Origin of the sequence: Winogradskyella sp., from assembly GCF_003712105.1 — a bacterium.
Taxonomy (GTDB): Bacteria; Bacteroidota; Bacteroidia; order Flavobacteriales; family Flavobacteriaceae; genus Winogradskyella.
Genome location: NZ_RHLG01000002.1, coordinates 285231 through 303954, shown reverse-complemented (window position 1 = coordinate 303954; position 18724 = coordinate 285231). Strand labels below are relative to the sequence as shown.

Below are 18724 nucleotides of genomic sequence, written 5' to 3'. Positions count from 1 at the left end.
ATTCAATGAAAGTAAAATTATTCCACATATTAATCACACTAGGCCTATTGAGTTCTTATGCTTGCTATGGTCAGAAGCAAAACAATTTCAAACCAAATTTTAAAGTCTCTACGACAACTACTCATAAAATAGCCGAAGATCAAGATTATACATTTGGATATATGGAAGTATTAGAGAATAGAGATCATCCTGATAGTAAAACCATTAAGTTTCCTGTATATATATTCAAAAGTAGAAACCCAAATCCTGATCCTGACCCTATAATATATACTGTTGGTGGTCCAGGATATACAACTATGCCTTCAGCTCAATACATGAAATATTATAGATATCTGGATAACCGTGATTTTATATTGGTCGAACAACGAGGTAATTATTATGCAGAGCCGCATTTAGATTGCCCAGAATGGGGAGATGCTATTACTAAGTCTAATAGTTTTGGTTTTGATGACGAACAAACAGATCAATTGTTTGATAATGCTGCCAGAAAATGTAAAAACCGTTTAACTAAAAAGAATATTGATTTAAACGGTTACAATACCAATGAAATAGCAGCTGATATTAATGATCTCGTCAATGTATTAGGAATTGAGCAATACAATCTATTGACCATTTCTTATAGCACAAAAATTGCTCAAGTCTTATTACGAGATTATCCTAAACGTATACGCAGCGTGGTTATGGACTCACCTTTACCTTTAGAAGTAAGTTACGATGAAGAAAGCATTACTAACTTAATTGAGGTTGCAGAAAAAGTACTTGATGATTGCTCTGAAGATACTGAATGTGATAGAGCATTTCCTGATTTAAAAAACCGTTTTTTCAATTTTCTGAGAGAAAAAACCGAAAATCCACTGAGTATAAATATTCAAAATCCAGAAAATGGAGAGATGGAAACATTCCATTTTAAAGGTGCAGATTTAATACAAATCTTCAGTTTATATTCAACAGGAAATGTACCAAACCTACCTCTCGAAGTGGACAAAATCTTAAATGGCGACTTAAGTACAATCATAAGCTACCAGACATCGCTTTTTTCTCAAAAGGGTGATGGCTCTGGAAAAGGCATGAGACTCTCAGTATGGTGTTCTGAAGAATATCCATTTAATTCTAAAGAAAAGATTGAAATGGAGGCTAATCGTTATCCAGAAGTTATAGGCTTAAATCCTGCTGTTTTTAAATCTTCAGTCTGTGAAATTTGGGGTGTAAACCCTGTTTCTAAAAAAGAAAATGAAGCTATTAAAAGCAATGTTCCAATACTACTAATTAGTGGAGAATACGATGAAAGCACACCCCTTAAATGGGCCAAAAATATGCTTCCAAATCTAGAAAATGCATATCATATCATATTCAAAGGATGGAAACATATACCAACCACCTACTGGAATAATCCTTGTGGCATGGAAGTCGCAAATAGTTTTTTTGAAAACCCAAATGCAGCGCCACAACCTAAATGTTTAGAACGTATAAAAACGCCAAAATTTAATACTAAAAAATAGAAACTATGAAAACTATATTACTAACACTAAGTACAACCATACTTCTTTGTATGAGTGGTTTTGCTCAAAAAACATACCTTAAGGTAACCAAGAGTAATGAAGCCCATGATTATGTAATGTATCCACCAGGAACAAAATTTGAATTGAAAACAAAAGAAGGCTACATTGTTTTTAAAAATAGTGATCAGCCAGGGAATATTGATATTGAAGACAAACACACTTTATATGTCTACCCTAGTTGGAAAGATGACGCTGACATATTTGAATTAACCGAAGGTAAAGTCGAAAAACTACTTACCTATAAGTTTAGCGATTCTCGTAAAGCATCCGGTGTAAAAAGCATTCATAGCAATGGCGTTACTGCCACATCTAATGTCTCTAATTCTGAAACGATAGAAGGTAAAAAGAATCTAGAATTTGTTCTTAGCAATGGAATAAAATTTATATACGAAGATGGTGTTTATAATGCCACTTTAAATGAAGAAGAATTAACTATAAAATACAAATATCTAATCTATAGCGATTTAGGTGTTTTAAAATTAAGTTTCAATTCAAGCAATGGGAAAGTCTGGTGGGTTTTTGAACCAACCAAAGAGTAAAAAAGGGAAGCCAGGTGGCTTCCCTTTTAATTTATAATCTACTGATATAACTACCATATGGATCTTTAATTTGTAATCCTTCGGAATAACGATACTTACTCAATTTCTTAAACTGTACTAAACCCCATAGTATAAATTCCTTTTCGAAATACACATCACGCTTATCAATATCTGGCTGATAATCTGCAATCAACGCATCCAATGGATTTACTTCGTCTAGTTTTGCTTTATATGTGGTATCATCGTATTCGTCAAGTAACTCGAAGCCATCGCCATTAAAAAACCATGATATCAGATCGTCATAAGGTGATTCTTCATCTTGCTTTTCTAATTTTTCAATTTTAGGGAAGTATCTCGGAAATAGTGTTTTAATTGCTGAATCAATCAAAGTATTTGCCACAAAATCTGCGCCTTCTTGTTCGCCTTCATAAACCAATTCTACTTTACCAGTAATAGCTGGTATAACACCAATAAAGTCTGACAATCTTATGGTAGTCTCTGTTTCACCTGAAAGAAGTGCACGGCGCTCAGCAGTACTTAATAAATTTTCGAAAGCTGTAATACTCATACGCGCACTTACACCACTTTTCACATCGACATATTCGCTTTCACGGGCTTCAAAACTAATTTGCTCTAATACATCTTTTGCCAAATCAGGGACATAAACAGACGCTTTTTGTCTCTCGTCTAATTTTGCTTCTTGTGAAGTTATTGTTCTTGCAGTATCAACCGAATCTGGATAATGGGTCAATATTTGACTTCCAATTCTATCTTTTAATGGCGTAACAATACTACCACGATTGGTATAATCTTCAGGGTTTGCAGTAAATACAAACTGCATGTCTAATGGTAATCGCAATTTAAATCCACGAATCTGAATATCGCCTTCTTGCAAAATATTGAATAATGCTACTTGAATCCTTGCCTGTAAATCTGGTAATTCATTAATCACAAAAATACAGCGGTTAGCTCGCGGAATCATACCATAATGAATCACTCTATCATCTGCATAGCTCAACTTTAAATTTGCAGCCTTTATTGGGTCTACATCGCCAATAATATCTGCTACAGTGACATCAGGTGTCGCTAGTTTTTCTGCAAAACGCTCATTTCTGTGCAACCAAGAAATCGGTGTAGCATCTCCTTTTTCTTTGATCAACTCTATTGCGTAACGTGATATAGGCTCTAATGGATCGTCATTAATTTCTGAACCTTCAACCACAGGTATATACTCATCTAAAAGATTAACCATCATTCTTGCAAGTCGTGTCTTTGCTTGACCTCGTAGTCCTAGTAAATTAATATTGTGCCTAGATAATATGGCCCGTTCTAATTCAGGAATCACAGTGTTTTCATAACCATGAATACCTTCAAAAGTTGTTTTTTTATGTTTAATATTTTCAATCAAATTACCTCTCAATTCATCCTTAATGGATTTTGATTGATAACCCGATTTCTTTAAATCACCTAAAGTTTTAATACTTTCTATATTCATTTTTATCCTTTAATTCTTCTTTTTCTATTGTTTTCGTAATCTTCAAAAATCATTTCACCTAAACCTTTTAAACCTGTATAAAATGCTTTACCTCTATTAGCTTGAGTAAACTCTCTAACAAAACGCATTAAATATGGGTCTTCAGCAATCATGAAAGTGGTAATAGGAATATGTAAACGTCTTGCCTGCTGAGCCATAGCATAGCATTTATTAGTAATGTATGGATCAAGGCCATTACTATTCTTGTAGTATTGACCATCAGGCAAACGCAGACAGCTTGGCTTACCATCTGTAATCATAAAAATTTGCTTATTTGTATTACGTTTACGGCGCAACATATCCATTGCCAATTGCAAACCAGCTACAGTATTAGTATGGTAAGGTCCAACTTTTAGATATGGTAAATCTTTAATTTTTATTGGCCAAGCGTCATTACCAAATACCAAAACTTCTATACTATCTTTAGGGTAACGTGTAGTTATAAGTTCAGATAATGCCATGGCTACCTTCTTTGCGGGTGTTATACGGTCTTCACCATACAGTATCATACTGTGACTAATGTCTATCATTAGCACAGTGCTCATCTGACTTTTATGCAGTGTTTCTTCAACGACTAAATCGTCTTCCGTAAGATTGAAATTGCCAATACCGTGATTGATCTGAGCATTTCTTAAACTCTCTGTAATAGATACTTTCTCTAAAGCATCACCAAACTGGTATGCCCTAAAATCACCCGTATGTTCATCACCGATACCAACACCTTTACTTTTATGGTTACCTGCACCGCTTTTTTTTATTTTTCCAAAAATATGGTCTAATGCTTGTTGACGAATAGCACGTTCAGTCTTAGCTGTAATTGTGGTTCTACCTTTACCATCTCCATCTCCAGTTGGGTCGATTTCTTCTCTTATGTAACCTTTATTTTTAAGATCTTCTATAAAATCATCAATGGTATAATCGGGAGTGGTTAGCTTATATTCTTTATCGAGTTGACGCAACCAATCTATGGCTTCATCAAAGTCGCCAGAAGTATAGGTGATTAATTCTTTAAAAATCTCAAAGAGTTTTTCAAAAGGAGATTGGTTGGGTGCTTCGTAAGTTTTAAAAACGAATCCTGCTTTTTTCGATTTCTTTTTCATTGTACTATAAAAATACCGCTTTTAAGATTCTTAACGAAAGCATTAACATCTCTTTTAGAAATCTCACATATCTTTTCACTAATTTTAGACTTTACTTAACTAACCTTTTATAATGAGACACTTTTTTTTAGGTGTTATGCTATTTTGCATATCACTACTTTCCGCACAAGAATTTTCAATGGACCTCGTAAAAAACATGAAACCAAGGAATATCGGTCCTGGTGGCATGTCTGGTCGTGTTACTGCTATTGATGTTGTTATAGATAATCCAGATGTAATGTATGTTGGTACTGCTTCTGGTGGGCTATGGAAATCTACTTCTGGTGGTATAAAATGGGACCCGATTTTTGACGAAGAGTTAACGGCATCTATTGGTGCTGTTGAGATTCAACAATCTAATCCAAGTGTCATTTGGGTTGGTACTGGTGAAGGTAACCCAAGAAACTCACTTAATGGTGGTTATGGTGTTTACAAATCTATAGATGGTGGCAAATCATGGATGGCTATGGGTCTTGAAAAAACTAGACATATTCATAGAATTATTGTAGACCCAACAAATCCCGATGTAGTCTATGTTGGTGCCATTGGTTCTCCTTGGGGCGAACATCCAGAACGTGGTGTGTTTAAAACTACTGATGGTGGTAAAACATGGAATAAAATATTATTTGCTAATACTAAAACTGGTGTTGCAGATATGGTTATGGATCCAACTAACCCTAATAAGTTATTAGTTGCTATGTGGGAGCATAAACGCGACCCGTGGTTCTTTAAATCTGGTGGTAAAGGTTCTGGTTTGCACATGACTCATGATGGTGGAAAAACCTGGAAAAAAATATCTGATAAAGATGGATTACCAAAAGGTGACTTAGGTAGAATAGGTATAGCAATTGCAGCAAACAAACCAAACATTATATATGCACTGGTAGAAGCTAAAAAGAATGCGCTTTATAAAAGTGAAGATGGCGGTTTTAAATGGAAAAAAGTAAACGATAAGAGCGATATTGGTAATCGCCCTTTCTATTATTCTGAAATATATGTTGACCCACAAAATGAAAACCGTGTGTATTCGGTGTTTACTTACGTTAACGTATCAGAAGATGGTGGAAAAAAATTCAATCAGTTAATGCCAGCTTATGGTGTAAGTAATGGTGTTCACCCAGATCATCATGCATGGTGGATTCATCCAGAAAATGGAAACTTCATGATCGATGGTAATGATGGTGGTATGAATATTACTAAAGATGGTGGAAAAACATGGCGCTTTATAGGAAATTTACCTGTGGCGCAATTCTATCATATTGCAGTTGATAACGAATACCCTTACAATGTATATGGTGGTATGCAAGATAATGGTTCGTGGCGAGGACCAGCCTATGTATGGCGTGCTCAAGGTATTCGTAACAGTTATTGGCAGGAAATAAGTTTTGGTGATGGTTTTGACGTTGTACCCGATAAAGACGATTCGCGTTACGGCTGGTCTATGAGTCAACAAGGTTTTGTGAGTCGATACGATTGGCAAACTGGCAATAACTATAGTGTTAGACCAACGCATCCAGATCCAGATGTAAGATTACGTTTCAATTGGAATTCAGCTATAAATATTGACCCATTTGATAATAGTACCATATATTTTGGAAGTCAGTTTGTACATAAATCCACTGATAAGGGAGAAACATGGACTATTATTTCCCCAGATTTGTCAACTAATGATCCAGCAAAACAAAAACAATCTGAAAGCGGTGGTTTAACAATGGATGCTACTGGTGCCGAAAATCACTGTACAGTTTTGGTTATAGAACCTTCTCCTATTGAAAAAGATATGCTCTGGGCTGGTACAGATGATGGACGCGTGCATTATACCACTGATGGCGGAAGTAATTGGACAGAAGTTACCAGCGCTATTCCTAAACTCCCAGAAGGTAGTTGGATTGCTCAAATAAAAGCATCTAATAAAAATAAAGGTGAAGCGCTTTTAATTGCTAATGATTATAGACGATTTAACTACACACCATACGCTTACAGAACTAAAAATTATGGTAAATCTTGGGAGCGTATTGTTGATGAAAGGGATGTGCAAAGCTATACGCTAGCTATAGTTGAAGATTTAGAAGAACCAAATTTAATGTTCTTAGGTACTGATGATGGCTTGTATGTTTCTATTAATGCAGGTGAAAAATGGACTAAATGGACTGAAGGTTTCCCAACAACTTCAGTTAAAGATTTAGTGATACAACCAAGAGAACATGATTTAGTTATCGGTACGTTTGGCCGTGCTGCATGGGTTTTGGATGATATTCGTCCACTTCGTGAAATGGCTAAAAATAGCTCAGTGATGTCGTCTAACATTAAATTGTTTAATCCACCAACGGCATACCAAGCAGCCTACCAACAACCAACAGGAAGCAGATTTGGAGCGGATGCACTTTACCATGGCGAAAACCGTGCTGGCGGTGCTAGGTTTGCATATTTATTTAATAAAAAAGAACCTGTAAAATCTGATATTAAGTCAGATGCTAAAAAAGCAGATAAGAACATCAGTGATAAAAAAGATGATGGTAAGGTTAAGTGGGATTCATTAACCCTAAAATTATATGATGGCGATAGACTAATCAGAACGCTTAAAAGAAAAGCTCCTAAAGAAAATGGCATCCACAAATGGGCTTGGTTTATGAATGAGTCTGGTGTAAGCAGACCATCGCGTACCATTAGAAAACAAACTAGAGAACCAGGTGGTGTTTCTGTAAAACCTGGAACTTACAAAGCTGTATTACATTACGGTGACCAAACTTCTGAAGCTAACATTACAGTGGCTTCTGACCCAAGATTGAACGTTTCTCAGAAAAATATTAATGAGGTATACGCGGCTTCAAAAGATCTGGAAAAAGTGTCACAAACACTTGCAGATGCCTCAAAACAGCTTGTTGAAAGTAAAAATATCGCTTCAAAATACCAATCGGAATTAAAGAAGTTAGACAAGGAAAAGTATAAAGATCAGATTAAAGCTTCCGATTCTGTGGTGAAATCAATTGACGGGTTGCTCGATAAGTTTTTCGGTAAAGTAGATAAACGTCAAGGTATTACTAGAAATCCTGAAGTAACACCATTGCAGCGTTTAGGAACTGCCAATTGGTATGTAGGTAGCAGCCAAAATGGATTAACCTCAACTGAGACCACATTGATTAAACAAGCAAAAGACGCTGTAAAAGAGTTACTTTCAGAAACTAATGCATTCTTTAATAATCAATGGAAGACGTACGAAACGGATATGAAATCTTTAAAGATTGACCCTTTTAAAGAAACTAAGATATTTGGAATAGATTAATTCACATAAATCAATCAATATGAAATGAGTCATAATAAATAAGTTAATTACATTTTACTTATAAATATTGACGAATTCCATCTGACAATTAAAACAATAAAACATTAACAGATGAAAACAAAAATTTTAGGATTATGTGTCGCTGTGATGCTCTTCTCCTGCAAAGATGATGTTACAAAAACTGATGTTGCAAGAGAAGTTAAACAGTACACTATAGAGCAATTTATGGATAACGAAGCCATTGGCGGCGGAAGTTTTTCTCATGACAATTCACAATTACTTGTTTCTAGTAATCGTTCAGGAATTTATAACGTATATACGGTTTCTACCAAAGGAGGAGAAATGACAGCTATAACGCAATCAGACAGTACATCAATTTTTGCAGATGCCTTTTTCCCAGAGGACAATAGAATGTTGTTAAATGCTGACGGAAACGGTGATGAAATAGACCATCTTTTTGTCAGAGAACTAGATGGTACCATAAAAGACATTACTCCAGAAATAGGTGCAAAATCGAGCTTTTATGGATGGTCAAAAGATAAAAAATCTCTTTATTTTGGTTCAAACAAAAGAGACCCAAGATTTTTTGATGTCTATAAAATGAATCTGGAAGATTATTCTTCAGAATTATTATATAAAAATGAAAATGGTCTTGATTTTAGCGGTATGTCTAGCGACGAAAACTTCTTTGCCTTATCTAAAGTGGTAAACACAAATGATAGTGACCTATTCATTTACAATTCAAAAACAGGAGAACAGACCAAAGTAAATGCTAATTTGAGCGCAAATTCAGCAGAAGATTTTTCGGTAGATAATTCAACATTCTATTATACTACTGATGATGGCAGTGAGTTCGCTTACCTGATGTCTTACGACTTGGCAACTGGCGAAAAGAAGACAATAGTAGAAAAAGAATGGGATATTATGGGAAGCGGCTTTACTGAGGATGGCAAATACATGGTGGTTTATGTCAATGAAGATGGAAAAAACGCCATTGAAGTTATGGATGCTAAAACCATGAAACCAATTGATTTACCAGACTTTGGAGATAAAAGTATTACTAGTGTTGGTTTTAGTCGTGACGAAAACTGGATGCGTATGTATGTGGGTGGCTCTAACACACCATCAAACTTATATACCTATAATTTTGAAACAAAAGAACAACATCAGTTGAGTGACGTACTAAACAAAGACATTAATCAAGAGGATTTAGTTACTGCTAAAGTTATTCGTTATCCATCTTTTGATGGTACTACAATTCCTGCCATTTACTATTTACCACATCAAGCCTCAGCTGAAAATAAGGTACCAGCAATGGTTTGGGTACATGGCGGTCCAGGAGGACAAACACGCCAAGGCTTTAGCTCAATGATTCAGTATATGGTAAATCATGGTTATGCAGTATTAGCTGTTAACAATCGTGGTAGCAGCGGTTATGGTAAAACATTCTATAAAATGGATGACAAAAACCATGGTGAAAAAGATTTACAAGATTGTGTAGAAGGAAAAAACTGGTTGGCAGAACAAGCAGAAATAGATGGTGAAAAAATTGGCATTATTGGTGGTTCTTATGGCGGTTATATGACTATGGCGGCCTTAACCTATACACCAGAAGAGTTTGACGTAGGTGTTAACTTGTTTGGAGTAACCAATTGGATGCGAACGCTTAAAAGTATTCCGCCTTACTGGGAATCATTTAGAGAGGCACTTTATGATGAATTAGGCGATCCTTTTTCTGCTGATTCTGTAAGGTTAAAACGAATTTCGCCTTTATTCCACACCGATAAGGTTACAAAACCTTTGATTGTACTTCAAGGTTCTCAAGACCCAAGAGTATTACAAGTTGAGTCTGACGAAATCGTAGCTGGTGTACGAAAAAATGGTGTGCCAGTAGAATATGTGTTATTTGAAGATGAAGGTCATGGTTTTGTTAAGAAAGAAAATCAGATTGAAGCCAATACAAAAGTTGTAGAGTTTTTAGATAAGTATCTTAAGAATGATGCACCACCAAAAGATGGTGATGAGACCATGAAAGAAAAAATTGAAGCTGAGACTGAAACCGAATAGTTAATGCAATTCAGATTAAATGCTTAAAAGTAAACCTTTTGAAGTCTCTCTGGCAGATAAACAAAGTGTTATTCTGCCAGATGAGATTGCTTTAGAGTTTCACGAAAAAAATCATAAACGCATTAAGGTGCAAGCCACTTTTCAAGAGAAGCAAATTGAATTTCAAGCAGCATTAAAAAAGGAAAAAACAGGACTATTCCGCATCTACTTTAGCAGAGGCAAGCAAAAAGAGCTTGGTGTTTTTATAAATGACTATTTCGAGCTTCAACTATTCGAAGACACTTCAAAATATGGCGTAGAACTATCCGAAGAATTAGAAGCTGTGCTACTTAGTGATTATGAAGCCTATACTATTTTTGAGAATCTTACTGCCGGTAAAAAACGAAGTATCATTTATGCGGTTTCTAGATATAAATCCTCTCAGACCAGAATTGACAAAGCATTATTACTAACCGAGAATCTAAAACGCGGTATTTCTGACCAAAGATTATGGTTTAAGAAGCACTAAACTCAATTTGCATTGAACGCGTTATATGCTTAACTTTACTTCAAACCAAAAAAACCTAAGATGAAACATCTAAAATTAATGCCATTTTTATTTGTAGTGATGCTACTAATGGCTTGTAAAAATGATAAAAGCTCTAAAGACGTTGAAACTGATGAAGAAGTAGAAGTTGAGATTGAAAAGAAAAACGACGACATAAAAGAAATGACAATTTCCTTATCTCCAAAAAGCGATAGTACAGTTGAAGGTACAGTAAGTTTTACTCAAAATGATGGTACCGTATCGATGGTTGCTGACATGAAAGGACTTACAGAAGGCACTCATGCCATACATATTCATCAAAAAGCAGATTGCTCATCGGCCGATGGAAAATCTACAGGTGGTCATTGGAATCCAACTGCTCAACCACATGGCAAATGGGGTAACGAAACAGGTTACCACAAAGGCGATATTGGCAATTTTGATGTAGCTGCTGACGGCCTTGGAAAAGTTGAGTTCTCTACTGATGAATGGTGTATAGGTTGTGGTGATGAGAATAAAGACATTTTAGGTAAAGCAATTATTGTACATCAAGGTACTGACGATTTTACTTCTCAACCTTCTGGTGCAGCTGGCGCCAGAGTAAGTTGTGCTGGAATAATCGAATAATATATTCTATAAAATAATAACACAAAAGCCATCATTAATAGTGATGGCTTTTGTAATTTTAGCCCTCAAAATTAAGGTAGCGCCTTAGATGGCAGATTTAGACACACTAGTAAAACGCTTTCAACAAAAAGACATTGATGCTTTTGAAAAACTATACAATATGTATAGCAAGAGCATACATGGTGTTGTCTATAATATTGTCAGAGACGCAGCAATTAGTGATGAGCTCATGCAAGATGTTTTTATAAAAGCATGGAATAATGCTGATAGTTATTCCTCAAGTAAAGGGCGTTTTTTTACATGGATACTTAATATTGCCCGAAACGCTGCTATCGATAAGACGCGCTCAAAAACATTTAAGCAATCAAAACAGAACCTCAACACCGACTTTTTCGTAGATATAATAGCTGGTAATGATAATTTTGAGGAGAAAACTGATGCTATTGGAATTAAAAAATATGTAAACCAACTCGGAGAAAAATGTAAAACAATTATTGAATTTCTTTATTTTAAGGGATTCACACAGAAAGAAACTGCTGAAACATTAGCAATTCCTGTTGGTACTATAAAAACTAGAAACAGAAACTGTATCCAGAAATTAAGAGATATGGTACTATAATATGGATGTAAACGCTTATATAGAATCTGGAATTTTAGAGCTATACGTAGCCGGGCAACTGTCTGAACAAGAAAATCAGGAGATCTATGAGCTTACCCAAAAACATCCGGAGATACTCCAAGAAGTTTTAGCTATCGAAACTGCACTAAGCAAACTAAGTGAAGAAGTAGCACCTAGTACAGTTGGTTTTGATTCTATCAAAAGACAAATAGATGATACGTCTAAAGTTATAGAGTTGAAGCCTAAAACAACTAATTGGATATCGTATACAGGTTGGGCAGCATCTGTAATATTAGCAATTGGCTTATTTTGGGCATTAAACACTAAAAACACACTACAAGAAAACATACAAACTGTAACTTCTGAAAAGGAACAGTTAGAAATACTCATTGAAGTAGCGCGTAATGACTTAGCCAATACTAAAGACTTATTAAACTCTATAAGAGCTAAAGATATTTTAGCGATACCATTAGGTGGCCAAGGCGACTTTACAGACACCTTCGCAAAAGTCTATTGGAACAAAGCAGATAATACCATCTACCTCGATGCACAAGGCTTGCCTAATGCTCCAGAAGGAAAAGTATGGCAAGTTTGGTCTTTAACTTTAAACCCATTAACGCCAACAAGCTTGGGTACAATTGACGACTTCAATACCGATGACAATAAGATATTTGCTATTGCCAACGACAACGAAAGCCAAGCCTTTGGTATAACACTTGAGCCCAAAGGTGGTAGCGAAGCACCAACCATGGAGCAACTCTACACACTAGGTGTTGTAAATGCCACACCCTAAAGATTAGGTTTTATAGTACACACTAGTGCGTCATAAAATTAAATAGCTCATTACTATTAATGCTTTGTAAGAATTTACTATCTTGAATTAAAATGACGTAAATACAGATATATTTACGTGTTGGTATTAGTATTGACCTACCATCAAACTTATGGAAAACGAATTTGCTAAAGTAATGTCCGAAAGGACTGATGAAGAATTAATCAAGATTGTAACAGTCGAAAGAGAAAGGTACATTCCAACAGCAATCGAAGCGGCAGATACGGAAGTTGAAAAGCGGAATATCGACACATCAGAATTTGAGAAAATCCGAAAAAAAGTAATAGCGGAAAAAGAACAAAAAGAAAAAGTTGACTCAAATGTTGTGAGTTCTGGAATAAGATTTGTCAATTTAATAATTGACTCAATTGTTTGGTATATTTTGATTGTCATTGTTTTTTTTATAGTTGGTTTAATATTTCCGACTTATATCATAAATAACAACTTTACTGTTGCTGTAATTAATCTGATTTTAATATTTGGAAGTTTTTTTGCTTACCATTCGATAATGGAAATCAAATTCCAAAAAACTATAGGGAAGTTTTTAACAAAAACTAAAGTTGTGAAATTGAATGGCGAAAATCCTACAAATGGAGATATAATTAATCGGACTTTTTGTAGACTTATTCCATTTGACCGAGTTTCGTTTTTATTTGCTAAGAACGGAATTCACGACTTTTTATCGAAAACCAAAGTTGTAAAAGACAATGTGGAATAAAATACTTATGCCAACAACGGCCATAGTTCATTACGGCTGAAATTCCTAATCGAAATTCATTGCAATTTGCTATCTTTCGATTGCGGCGGAAAATCATAGCTCATTTCCCCCAACGAGCCATAGCCAAAACCATTACCTACCATTTGAAAAAAAAAGATTTCACATATCGACAATTGGCAATTGAAAAGACATTAAGAATTGAGAGTATTACTTCTTTTCTTATAAAAAATATAATCGGCTTAGCATTAAATCAAGAAACCAAAACTTTAAGTAACAAATCTTCATCACTAAGTTTAAAATCAAAAATTGACTTATTATATGACTGTCAAAAATTAACAAAAAAAGACTACTCTAATTTATTGCATATACTAAGTATTAGAAATCAATTTGCGCATAATTTCGATTGTAACAAATTTGAAGATTTACCAATTTATATAGACGGAATTGAAAAACCGTTACTTAAGTTTTGTGAAGAAAGAACTTCAGATTTGAATCAAGATTTAGTTAATGGTTATAATAAAATGATAGAGACAATAATGGAAACTCTAAAAATACATTTTAATGAAATAATAAGTGATGCAAAGAGACAATTGAAGAATGCAAAAGCAAGACATAATAGAGTTATTGAGAAGAGATTAAAATATTATGGTATAATTGAAAGAACAGAAATTAAAAAATTCAAGCCTATATTTATAAAAATCTTCAAAGAAGAAAAAGAAAAAGGTCACGATATGGAATCCCTTGCTATTAATGTAGATAAACGAATTTTAAAATTATTAAAAGAAAACGGTAGATAACAAAGTATTTACCATTAGAATAAATCATGAGACCACCAAGATGGCAAAGAGATGAAATTATACTTGCACTTGACTTGTACCATAGTATAGAGCCAAGAGAAATGGATAACAGAAATCCTAAAGTGATTGAATTGTCTGAGATTTTAAATAAACTTCCGATTCATAAAGAAAGAGAAGTAAATCTCAAATTCAGAAATCCAAATGGTGTGGGTTTAAAACTCAGCAATTTTAGAGCAATTGACCCAGATTTTGATGGAAAAGGAATGTCTAGCTATAGCATAAGAGACAAAGAAATATTCTTTGAATTTAGAGGTAAAAACGATGAGCTTAAATCTATAGCTAACCAAATAAAAAGCACTGTCTCAAATCAAAAAATAAACATAAAACTTTATCAGATACAAGATGATGAAGATGACGAAACTTATTCAGCCAAGGAAGGAAAAGTGATTTACAAACTTCATAAACTAAGAGAAAGAGATAATAAACTAAATCAGAAAAAGAAAGATCTTTATTTTGAAAAATATGGCAAACTCGATTGTGAAGTTTGCAAATTTGACTTTTATGATACTTATGGAGAATTAGGAAAAGGATTCATTGAAGCGCATCACAGAATACCTTTATCTAAAATTGATGGAGAAACAACAACTAAACTAAAAGACTTAGCACTTGTATGTCCCAATTGTCATAGAATGTTGCATAAAGCAATTGACACTTTAAGTGTTGCTGAATTGAAAAAGAAAATAAACGGTAGGTAACAACGTGTATAACTCATTGCGGCTCATTTTATGAGGTTCAACTACCTTTCAATAAACTCATCATTTATAATTATCTTATTTTTTATGAAAAACACCTGCTATGTCTAGCAGGTGCTTAAACTAACAAAACTCAAAAAATTAGCATATTTCTATGCTCGTGATTCCCTTAAAATCACAACTGTTAGTTAGCAATCAATCAACCAAAAATTTTCTTTTTCATATTAAAATCGATATGTCAATTGCCCTTTTATAAAAAACGGTGTGCCTGGCGTAAAATGAATTTCTTCAACCGATTGAGCTTCATTTTGTAATCTGGATTCTGTGGCAAACTGTGTTTCGTTCCAATCCACATCAAATAGATTTTCTACTGCAAGTCCAAACGTTATATTATTTAACTTGTAATTGATATTAAAATCTGTAACAAAATAGCCTTTAGCCACTATAGAATTATCCTCATTTGCTGGTCTATCGTCTAGATATCTAAAGCGCAAACCACCCGAAAAATTATCCAAATTATCAACGGATAATCCACCTGTAAACGTAAAATCTGGAGCTAAAGGAATAAAGTCTTCACCATCAGGTTCATCAATACTACGAGCATTGGTATAAGTTGCATCAGCATCTAAAAACAACCAATCATTCATCTGGTAGCGTAAGCCTAAATCCAATCCATAACGTCTTGTTTTACCGCTTGGTTCAACTATACCAGCATCACCTACATAAACAAACTCTTGCTCTAAAAACAAATACCATAAGGCAGAATTCACAACAACATTTGGAAAGGGTTTCCAAACTGTACCTAAATCTGCACCATACGAACGCGGTAAAATATCTTCTCCTCTATTGGCAACTACTACTCTAGCATCATTAGAATGAAATCCTATACCAGATTTTAAATACCATTGCAAATTGTCAGCAGCATTATAATAGATGTTCAATTTGGGACTTAAAATAGTTTTACTTTCAGATTGCGTTTCAAAATTTGATTGTAACTGGTCGTTATACAAAAATTTGAAATAATCTAATCGTAATGCAGGTGCAATTTTAAAGTCTCCGAATTCGAATTCAGCATTAACGTAAGCGTCAATGTTAGTCTGGTTGATATCACCCAATTGAACGTTTTCAAGTGTTTCCCTTCTGTTTAACGTTTTCGATAGTTCAACATCATCAACACTATCATGACGCAAGCCAAAACCTGTGGTTAAATTAAATTCTGTTTCATTTAAAAAAGTCGAATAATTTAAAGATGTATTAGCGCCAAAAATATGTCGGTTTTCTTTCTGCCGTATTTGATCTCCATTAATAGGATCTTCTAAAAAGAATGTAAAGTTAGAATACAACTCAAAATCATAATATGAATAAAAAGCATTGGCGTTAAGTTTAGTATTATCAGTGATATATTTGTCAAACGTTATGTTGAAGTTTGTACGCTTTGTATTGCCGCCTTCGGTATCATCTATCGCTCCAAAACGTGTAATATTGCCACTATCCACTTCGCGTTGTGGTATCTGCCCCGAAGCATCCCATCTGCTTGTAAAGTGTGAAGCCGTTACAGTCAGTTTATCATTATCTGGTGTGAACAGCGTGTACTTACCAAAAAGATTTAAGCGATTAAAGTTTTGTGGAGAATCGAATGGTCCATCAGAAGAAATAAATTCGGTAGCTAAATATGCATTCTGGTTCTTCGTGTTCTCTAAAAGATCGAATAAACCTACAGTTCTGAAGGTATTAAACTGACCTACTGAAAATGAAATACTGCTTTCTTTGAGGTAGTCTTTAGTTTTAAAATTTACATATCCAGCAGTATTAAAATCGCCTTCAGAAGCATAGTAAGCACCTTTACCAAAATCTATTTTATTAATCGTTTCTGGTATTACAAAATGTAAATCGCTGTAGCCTTGTCCATGTGCATGAGACACCATGTTAACTGGCATGCCATCAACTCCTATTGTAACATCTGTACCATGATCCACATCGAATCCACGAAGAAAAATTTGCTCCGCTTTTCCGCCACCAGCATGTTGACCTATAAATAAACCTGGAACTTTTCGTAATACTTCTTGTGAGGAATTCACAGGGTTTACATTGAGGTCTAATCTAGAAATCGTACTGACAGTGTTAAGCTCTTCTTCAATAACCATTTCATCAAGCTGAAATACTTTTTCTTCAAGTACAACATTTAAAACATCATTAGAAACTAGAGGGACTACTTTAGTTCTATAACCTAATAATCCTATTTGTAGTGAATCGCCAACTTTAGTATTGGTCAAAACAAATACACCATTGTCAGTAGTATGCGAATGACTTTCCGAATTAAGGTTAAAGATATAAGCAGCTTCTAAGGGTTGGTTAAGTTCGTTTACCACCAATCCCTTAATGCTTTGCGCATTGAGTATGGCAAAAACAGAGCTAAATATAAACAGTACTAAAACTTGCTTGTAGTTCATTATAGTTTTTCAATTTTTGATGTATATGTTGGCCCCAATTCGTAAACACTAGCTATTAACTCTTCTTTTAAGGCTGAAACCTCTTCGGTTCTACCTTGGGCTTTGTATATTTCAGCAATATGGTAAAGCACGTCTGGCTCTGACGTTTTACCACTGATATATCTATCAACAATCTCTGCAGCTTTGCTTATATCACCAGCTTTAAAATAGCTCCAGGCTAATAAATCATAGCTTTGTGGTGTTGGCCTGTTCTCTACTTCATGTTTTGCAATAGCAAGAGCATCTTCGGGTGACTGCAAATCATCAGTATAATGCAATACATTGTATGTGTTATACATATCACCATAGAGTTCATTGTTTACCGTTGTTCTGTAATCCTCCTGTGCATTGTTTTTAAGAGGTTCATCATTTTTAAATTCAGCAATTTCAGCTTTTAGTAAGCTATAATCGGGAGCATGATAATAGGATGAAATATGGTCTAAAATAGCTAAGGCTTCATCAGGGTTTTTCTCATAAGAATATACTATCCAAGCAATACCTTTTTTGGCATAAGCATCGTTAGGATTTAACTCTAATGCTTTTAAATAATAATTATAAGACAAGTCTATTTTGCCTGCATGTCCATAAAAATCCGCAAGATTAGTATAAGACCACTGTTTTAAAGCTTTATTATTGGCAGATTCGGACACCATTGCAGCACGCTCCATATGAGTAATAGCACCATCGAGATTACCGTTATGGTCTTCCCATTTTGCCAAACGAATTAAATAATCGAAGTCAGAAAAGTTTTTGATTAATGTTAAGTAATGCTCTGCCTCTGTATCATCTCCTAATTCCAAATGCACATCGAATAACATCTTTTGTGTACCCAATAGTTTTTCTCCTAAAACTTCGGCTTTCTTAAGTATTGCCAGAGCTTCTTTAAACTTATGCTGAGAGATATAGTTATGTGCTAGAGCTTTTAAATAGCCAGATTTTTTATAGCTAGTTGCTTCGTTAGCTGCTATTAAGTCTTTTTCTGCATTGATTAAATACTCAATTTTTCCTGTGTTGCTGAATAACTTTGTAAAAGTATTAGCACGTTTTACTAGATAAGGAAATTGATTTGGGGTTTTGTTTAATTTCGACGTCCAGAAGTCAACATCTTCTATGCCATTAGAATTGTCGGTATCTTGTTCTAAATAAGCGATATAATCGTTTCTATCTGTTACTTTTTTAGAATCACAACTAAATGCCGTGATTAGAGTAAACAAGAATACTATCTTATAAATTGATTTCATTT

General features: G+C 34.5%; 15 protein-coding genes. 11 read left to right on the top strand and 4 right to left on the bottom strand.

The features are described from left to right. Positions 1–5 precede the first annotated feature (5 nt). Entirely contained in the window at positions 6–1499 is a 1494-nt protein-coding gene (locus ED556_RS05840) for an alpha/beta fold hydrolase (RefSeq protein WP_296320593.1), read from the top strand. Between the two features lie 5 nt (positions 1500–1504). Further along, positions 1505–2098 (top strand): hypothetical protein, encoded by a 594-nt coding sequence (locus ED556_RS05835; RefSeq protein WP_296320591.1) that lies wholly within the window; start codon positions 1505–1507, stop codon positions 2096–2098. Positions 2099–2129: 31 nt separating this feature from the next. Here the strand turns inward: ED556_RS05835 and ED556_RS05830 are convergent, their stop codons facing one another. Further along, on the bottom strand, positions 2130–3593 hold the full coding sequence (locus ED556_RS05830; protein WP_296320589.1) for a magnesium chelatase: 1464 nt from the start codon (positions 3591–3593) through the stop codon (positions 2130–2132). Positions 3594–3595: 2 nt separating this feature from the next. Next, on the bottom strand, positions 3596–4732 hold the full coding sequence (locus ED556_RS05825) for a VWA domain-containing protein (RefSeq protein ID WP_296320587.1): 1137 nt from the start codon (positions 4730–4732) through the stop codon (positions 3596–3598). Positions 4733–4868: 136 nt separating this feature from the next. On the opposite strand from ED556_RS05825, the gene ED556_RS05820 reads away from it, so the two are divergent. The 9 genes from ED556_RS05820 to ED556_RS05780 all read left to right on the top strand — a co-directional run bounded on the left by ED556_RS05820 (position 4869) and on the right by ED556_RS05780 (position 14995). Continuing rightward, complete coding sequence (locus tag ED556_RS05820) at positions 4869–8054, top strand: hypothetical protein (RefSeq protein WP_296321760.1); 3186 nt, start codon at positions 4869–4871, stop codon at positions 8052–8054. A 111-nt stretch (positions 8055–8165) separates the two neighbouring features. After that, positions 8166–10121 carry an alpha/beta fold hydrolase gene (locus ED556_RS05815; protein WP_296320585.1) on the top strand — a complete coding sequence of 652 codons (1956 nt, stop codon included), beginning with the start codon at positions 8166–8168 and terminating at the stop codon, positions 10119–10121. Positions 10122–10140: 19 nt separating this feature from the next. Continuing rightward, complete coding sequence (locus ED556_RS05810; RefSeq protein WP_296320580.1) at positions 10141–10629, top strand: YdeI/OmpD-associated family protein; 489 nt, start codon at positions 10141–10143, stop codon at positions 10627–10629. A gap of 60 nt (positions 10630–10689) precedes the next feature. After that, a complete protein-coding gene (locus ED556_RS05805) occupies positions 10690–11274 on the top strand; it encodes a superoxide dismutase family protein (protein ID WP_296320577.1) in 585 nt (194 codons plus the stop codon). A gap of 88 nt (positions 11275–11362) precedes the next feature. Then, positions 11363–11893, top strand: coding sequence for a sigma-70 family RNA polymerase sigma factor (locus ED556_RS05800; RefSeq protein ID WP_296320575.1), 531 nt, complete (start codon positions 11363–11365; stop codon positions 11891–11893). Position 11894: 1 nt separating this feature from the next. Beyond that, on the top strand, positions 11895–12686 hold the full coding sequence (locus ED556_RS05795; RefSeq protein ID WP_296320572.1) for an anti-sigma factor: 792 nt from the start codon (positions 11895–11897) through the stop codon (positions 12684–12686). Positions 12687–12837: 151 nt separating this feature from the next. Next, complete coding sequence (locus ED556_RS05790) at positions 12838–13443, top strand: RDD family protein (protein ID WP_296320568.1); 606 nt, start codon at positions 12838–12840, stop codon at positions 13441–13443. Between the two features lie 143 nt (positions 13444–13586). Beyond that, positions 13587–14240, top strand: a complete 654-nt coding sequence (locus ED556_RS05785) for a hypothetical protein (RefSeq protein WP_296320565.1) — start codon at positions 13587–13589, stop codon at positions 14238–14240. 26 nt (positions 14241–14266) lie between these two features. Next, positions 14267–14995 (top strand): HNH endonuclease, encoded by a 729-nt coding sequence (locus ED556_RS05780; RefSeq protein ID WP_296320562.1) that lies wholly within the window; start codon positions 14267–14269, stop codon positions 14993–14995. Between the two features lie 221 nt (positions 14996–15216). Here the strand turns inward: ED556_RS05780 and ED556_RS05775 are convergent, their stop codons facing one another. Both ED556_RS05775 and ED556_RS05770 read right to left on the bottom strand, forming a co-directional pair. After that, positions 15217–17442 carry a TonB-dependent receptor gene (locus ED556_RS05775; RefSeq protein ID WP_296320560.1) on the bottom strand — a complete coding sequence of 742 codons (2226 nt, stop codon included), beginning with the start codon at positions 17440–17442 and terminating at the stop codon, positions 15217–15219. Then, positions 17442–18722 (bottom strand): cell surface protein, encoded by a 1281-nt coding sequence (locus ED556_RS05770; protein ID WP_296320557.1) that lies wholly within the window; start codon positions 18720–18722, stop codon positions 17442–17444. Before ED556_RS05770 ends, ED556_RS05775 begins: the two co-directional genes overlap by 1 nt. Positions 18723–18724: the final 2 nt, after the last annotated feature.

Bases quoted from the DNA above. Each gene is read 5' to 3' on its own strand.
- ED556_RS05790 (WP_296320568.1), top strand. From the start codon at position 12,838: ATGGAAAACGAATTTGCTAAAGTAATGTCCGAAAGGACTGATGAAGAA.
- ED556_RS05775 (WP_296320560.1), bottom strand. From the start codon at position 17,442: ATGAACTACAAGCAAGTTTTAGTACTGTTTATATTTAGCTCTGTTTTT.
- ED556_RS05780 (WP_296320562.1), top strand. From the start codon at position 14,267: ATGAGACCACCAAGATGGCAAAGAGATGAAATTATACTTGCACTTGAC.
- ED556_RS05800 (WP_296320575.1), top strand. From the start codon at position 11,363: ATGGCAGATTTAGACACACTAGTAAAACGCTTTCAACAAAAAGACATT.
- ED556_RS05770 (WP_296320557.1), bottom strand. From the start codon at position 18,722: ATGAAATCAATTTATAAGATAGTATTCTTGTTTACTCTAATCACGGCA.
- ED556_RS05840 (WP_296320593.1), top strand. From the start codon at position 6: ATGAAAGTAAAATTATTCCACATATTAATCACACTAGGCCTATTGAGT.
- ED556_RS05835 (WP_296320591.1), top strand. From the start codon at position 1,505: ATGAAAACTATATTACTAACACTAAGTACAACCATACTTCTTTGTATG.
- ED556_RS05815 (WP_296320585.1), top strand. From the start codon at position 8,166: ATGAAAACAAAAATTTTAGGATTATGTGTCGCTGTGATGCTCTTCTCC.
- ED556_RS05830 (WP_296320589.1), bottom strand. From the start codon at position 3,593: ATGAATATAGAAAGTATTAAAACTTTAGGTGATTTAAAGAAATCGGGT.
- ED556_RS05825 (WP_296320587.1), bottom strand. From the start codon at position 4,732: ATGAAAAAGAAATCGAAAAAAGCAGGATTCGTTTTTAAAACTTACGAA.
- ED556_RS05805 (WP_296320577.1), top strand. From the start codon at position 10,690: ATGAAACATCTAAAATTAATGCCATTTTTATTTGTAGTGATGCTACTA.
- ED556_RS05795 (WP_296320572.1), top strand. From the start codon at position 11,895: ATGGATGTAAACGCTTATATAGAATCTGGAATTTTAGAGCTATACGTA.
- ED556_RS05810 (WP_296320580.1), top strand. From the start codon at position 10,141: ATGCTTAAAAGTAAACCTTTTGAAGTCTCTCTGGCAGATAAACAAAGT.
- ED556_RS05820 (WP_296321760.1), top strand. From the start codon at position 4,869: ATGCTATTTTGCATATCACTACTTTCCGCACAAGAATTTTCAATGGAC.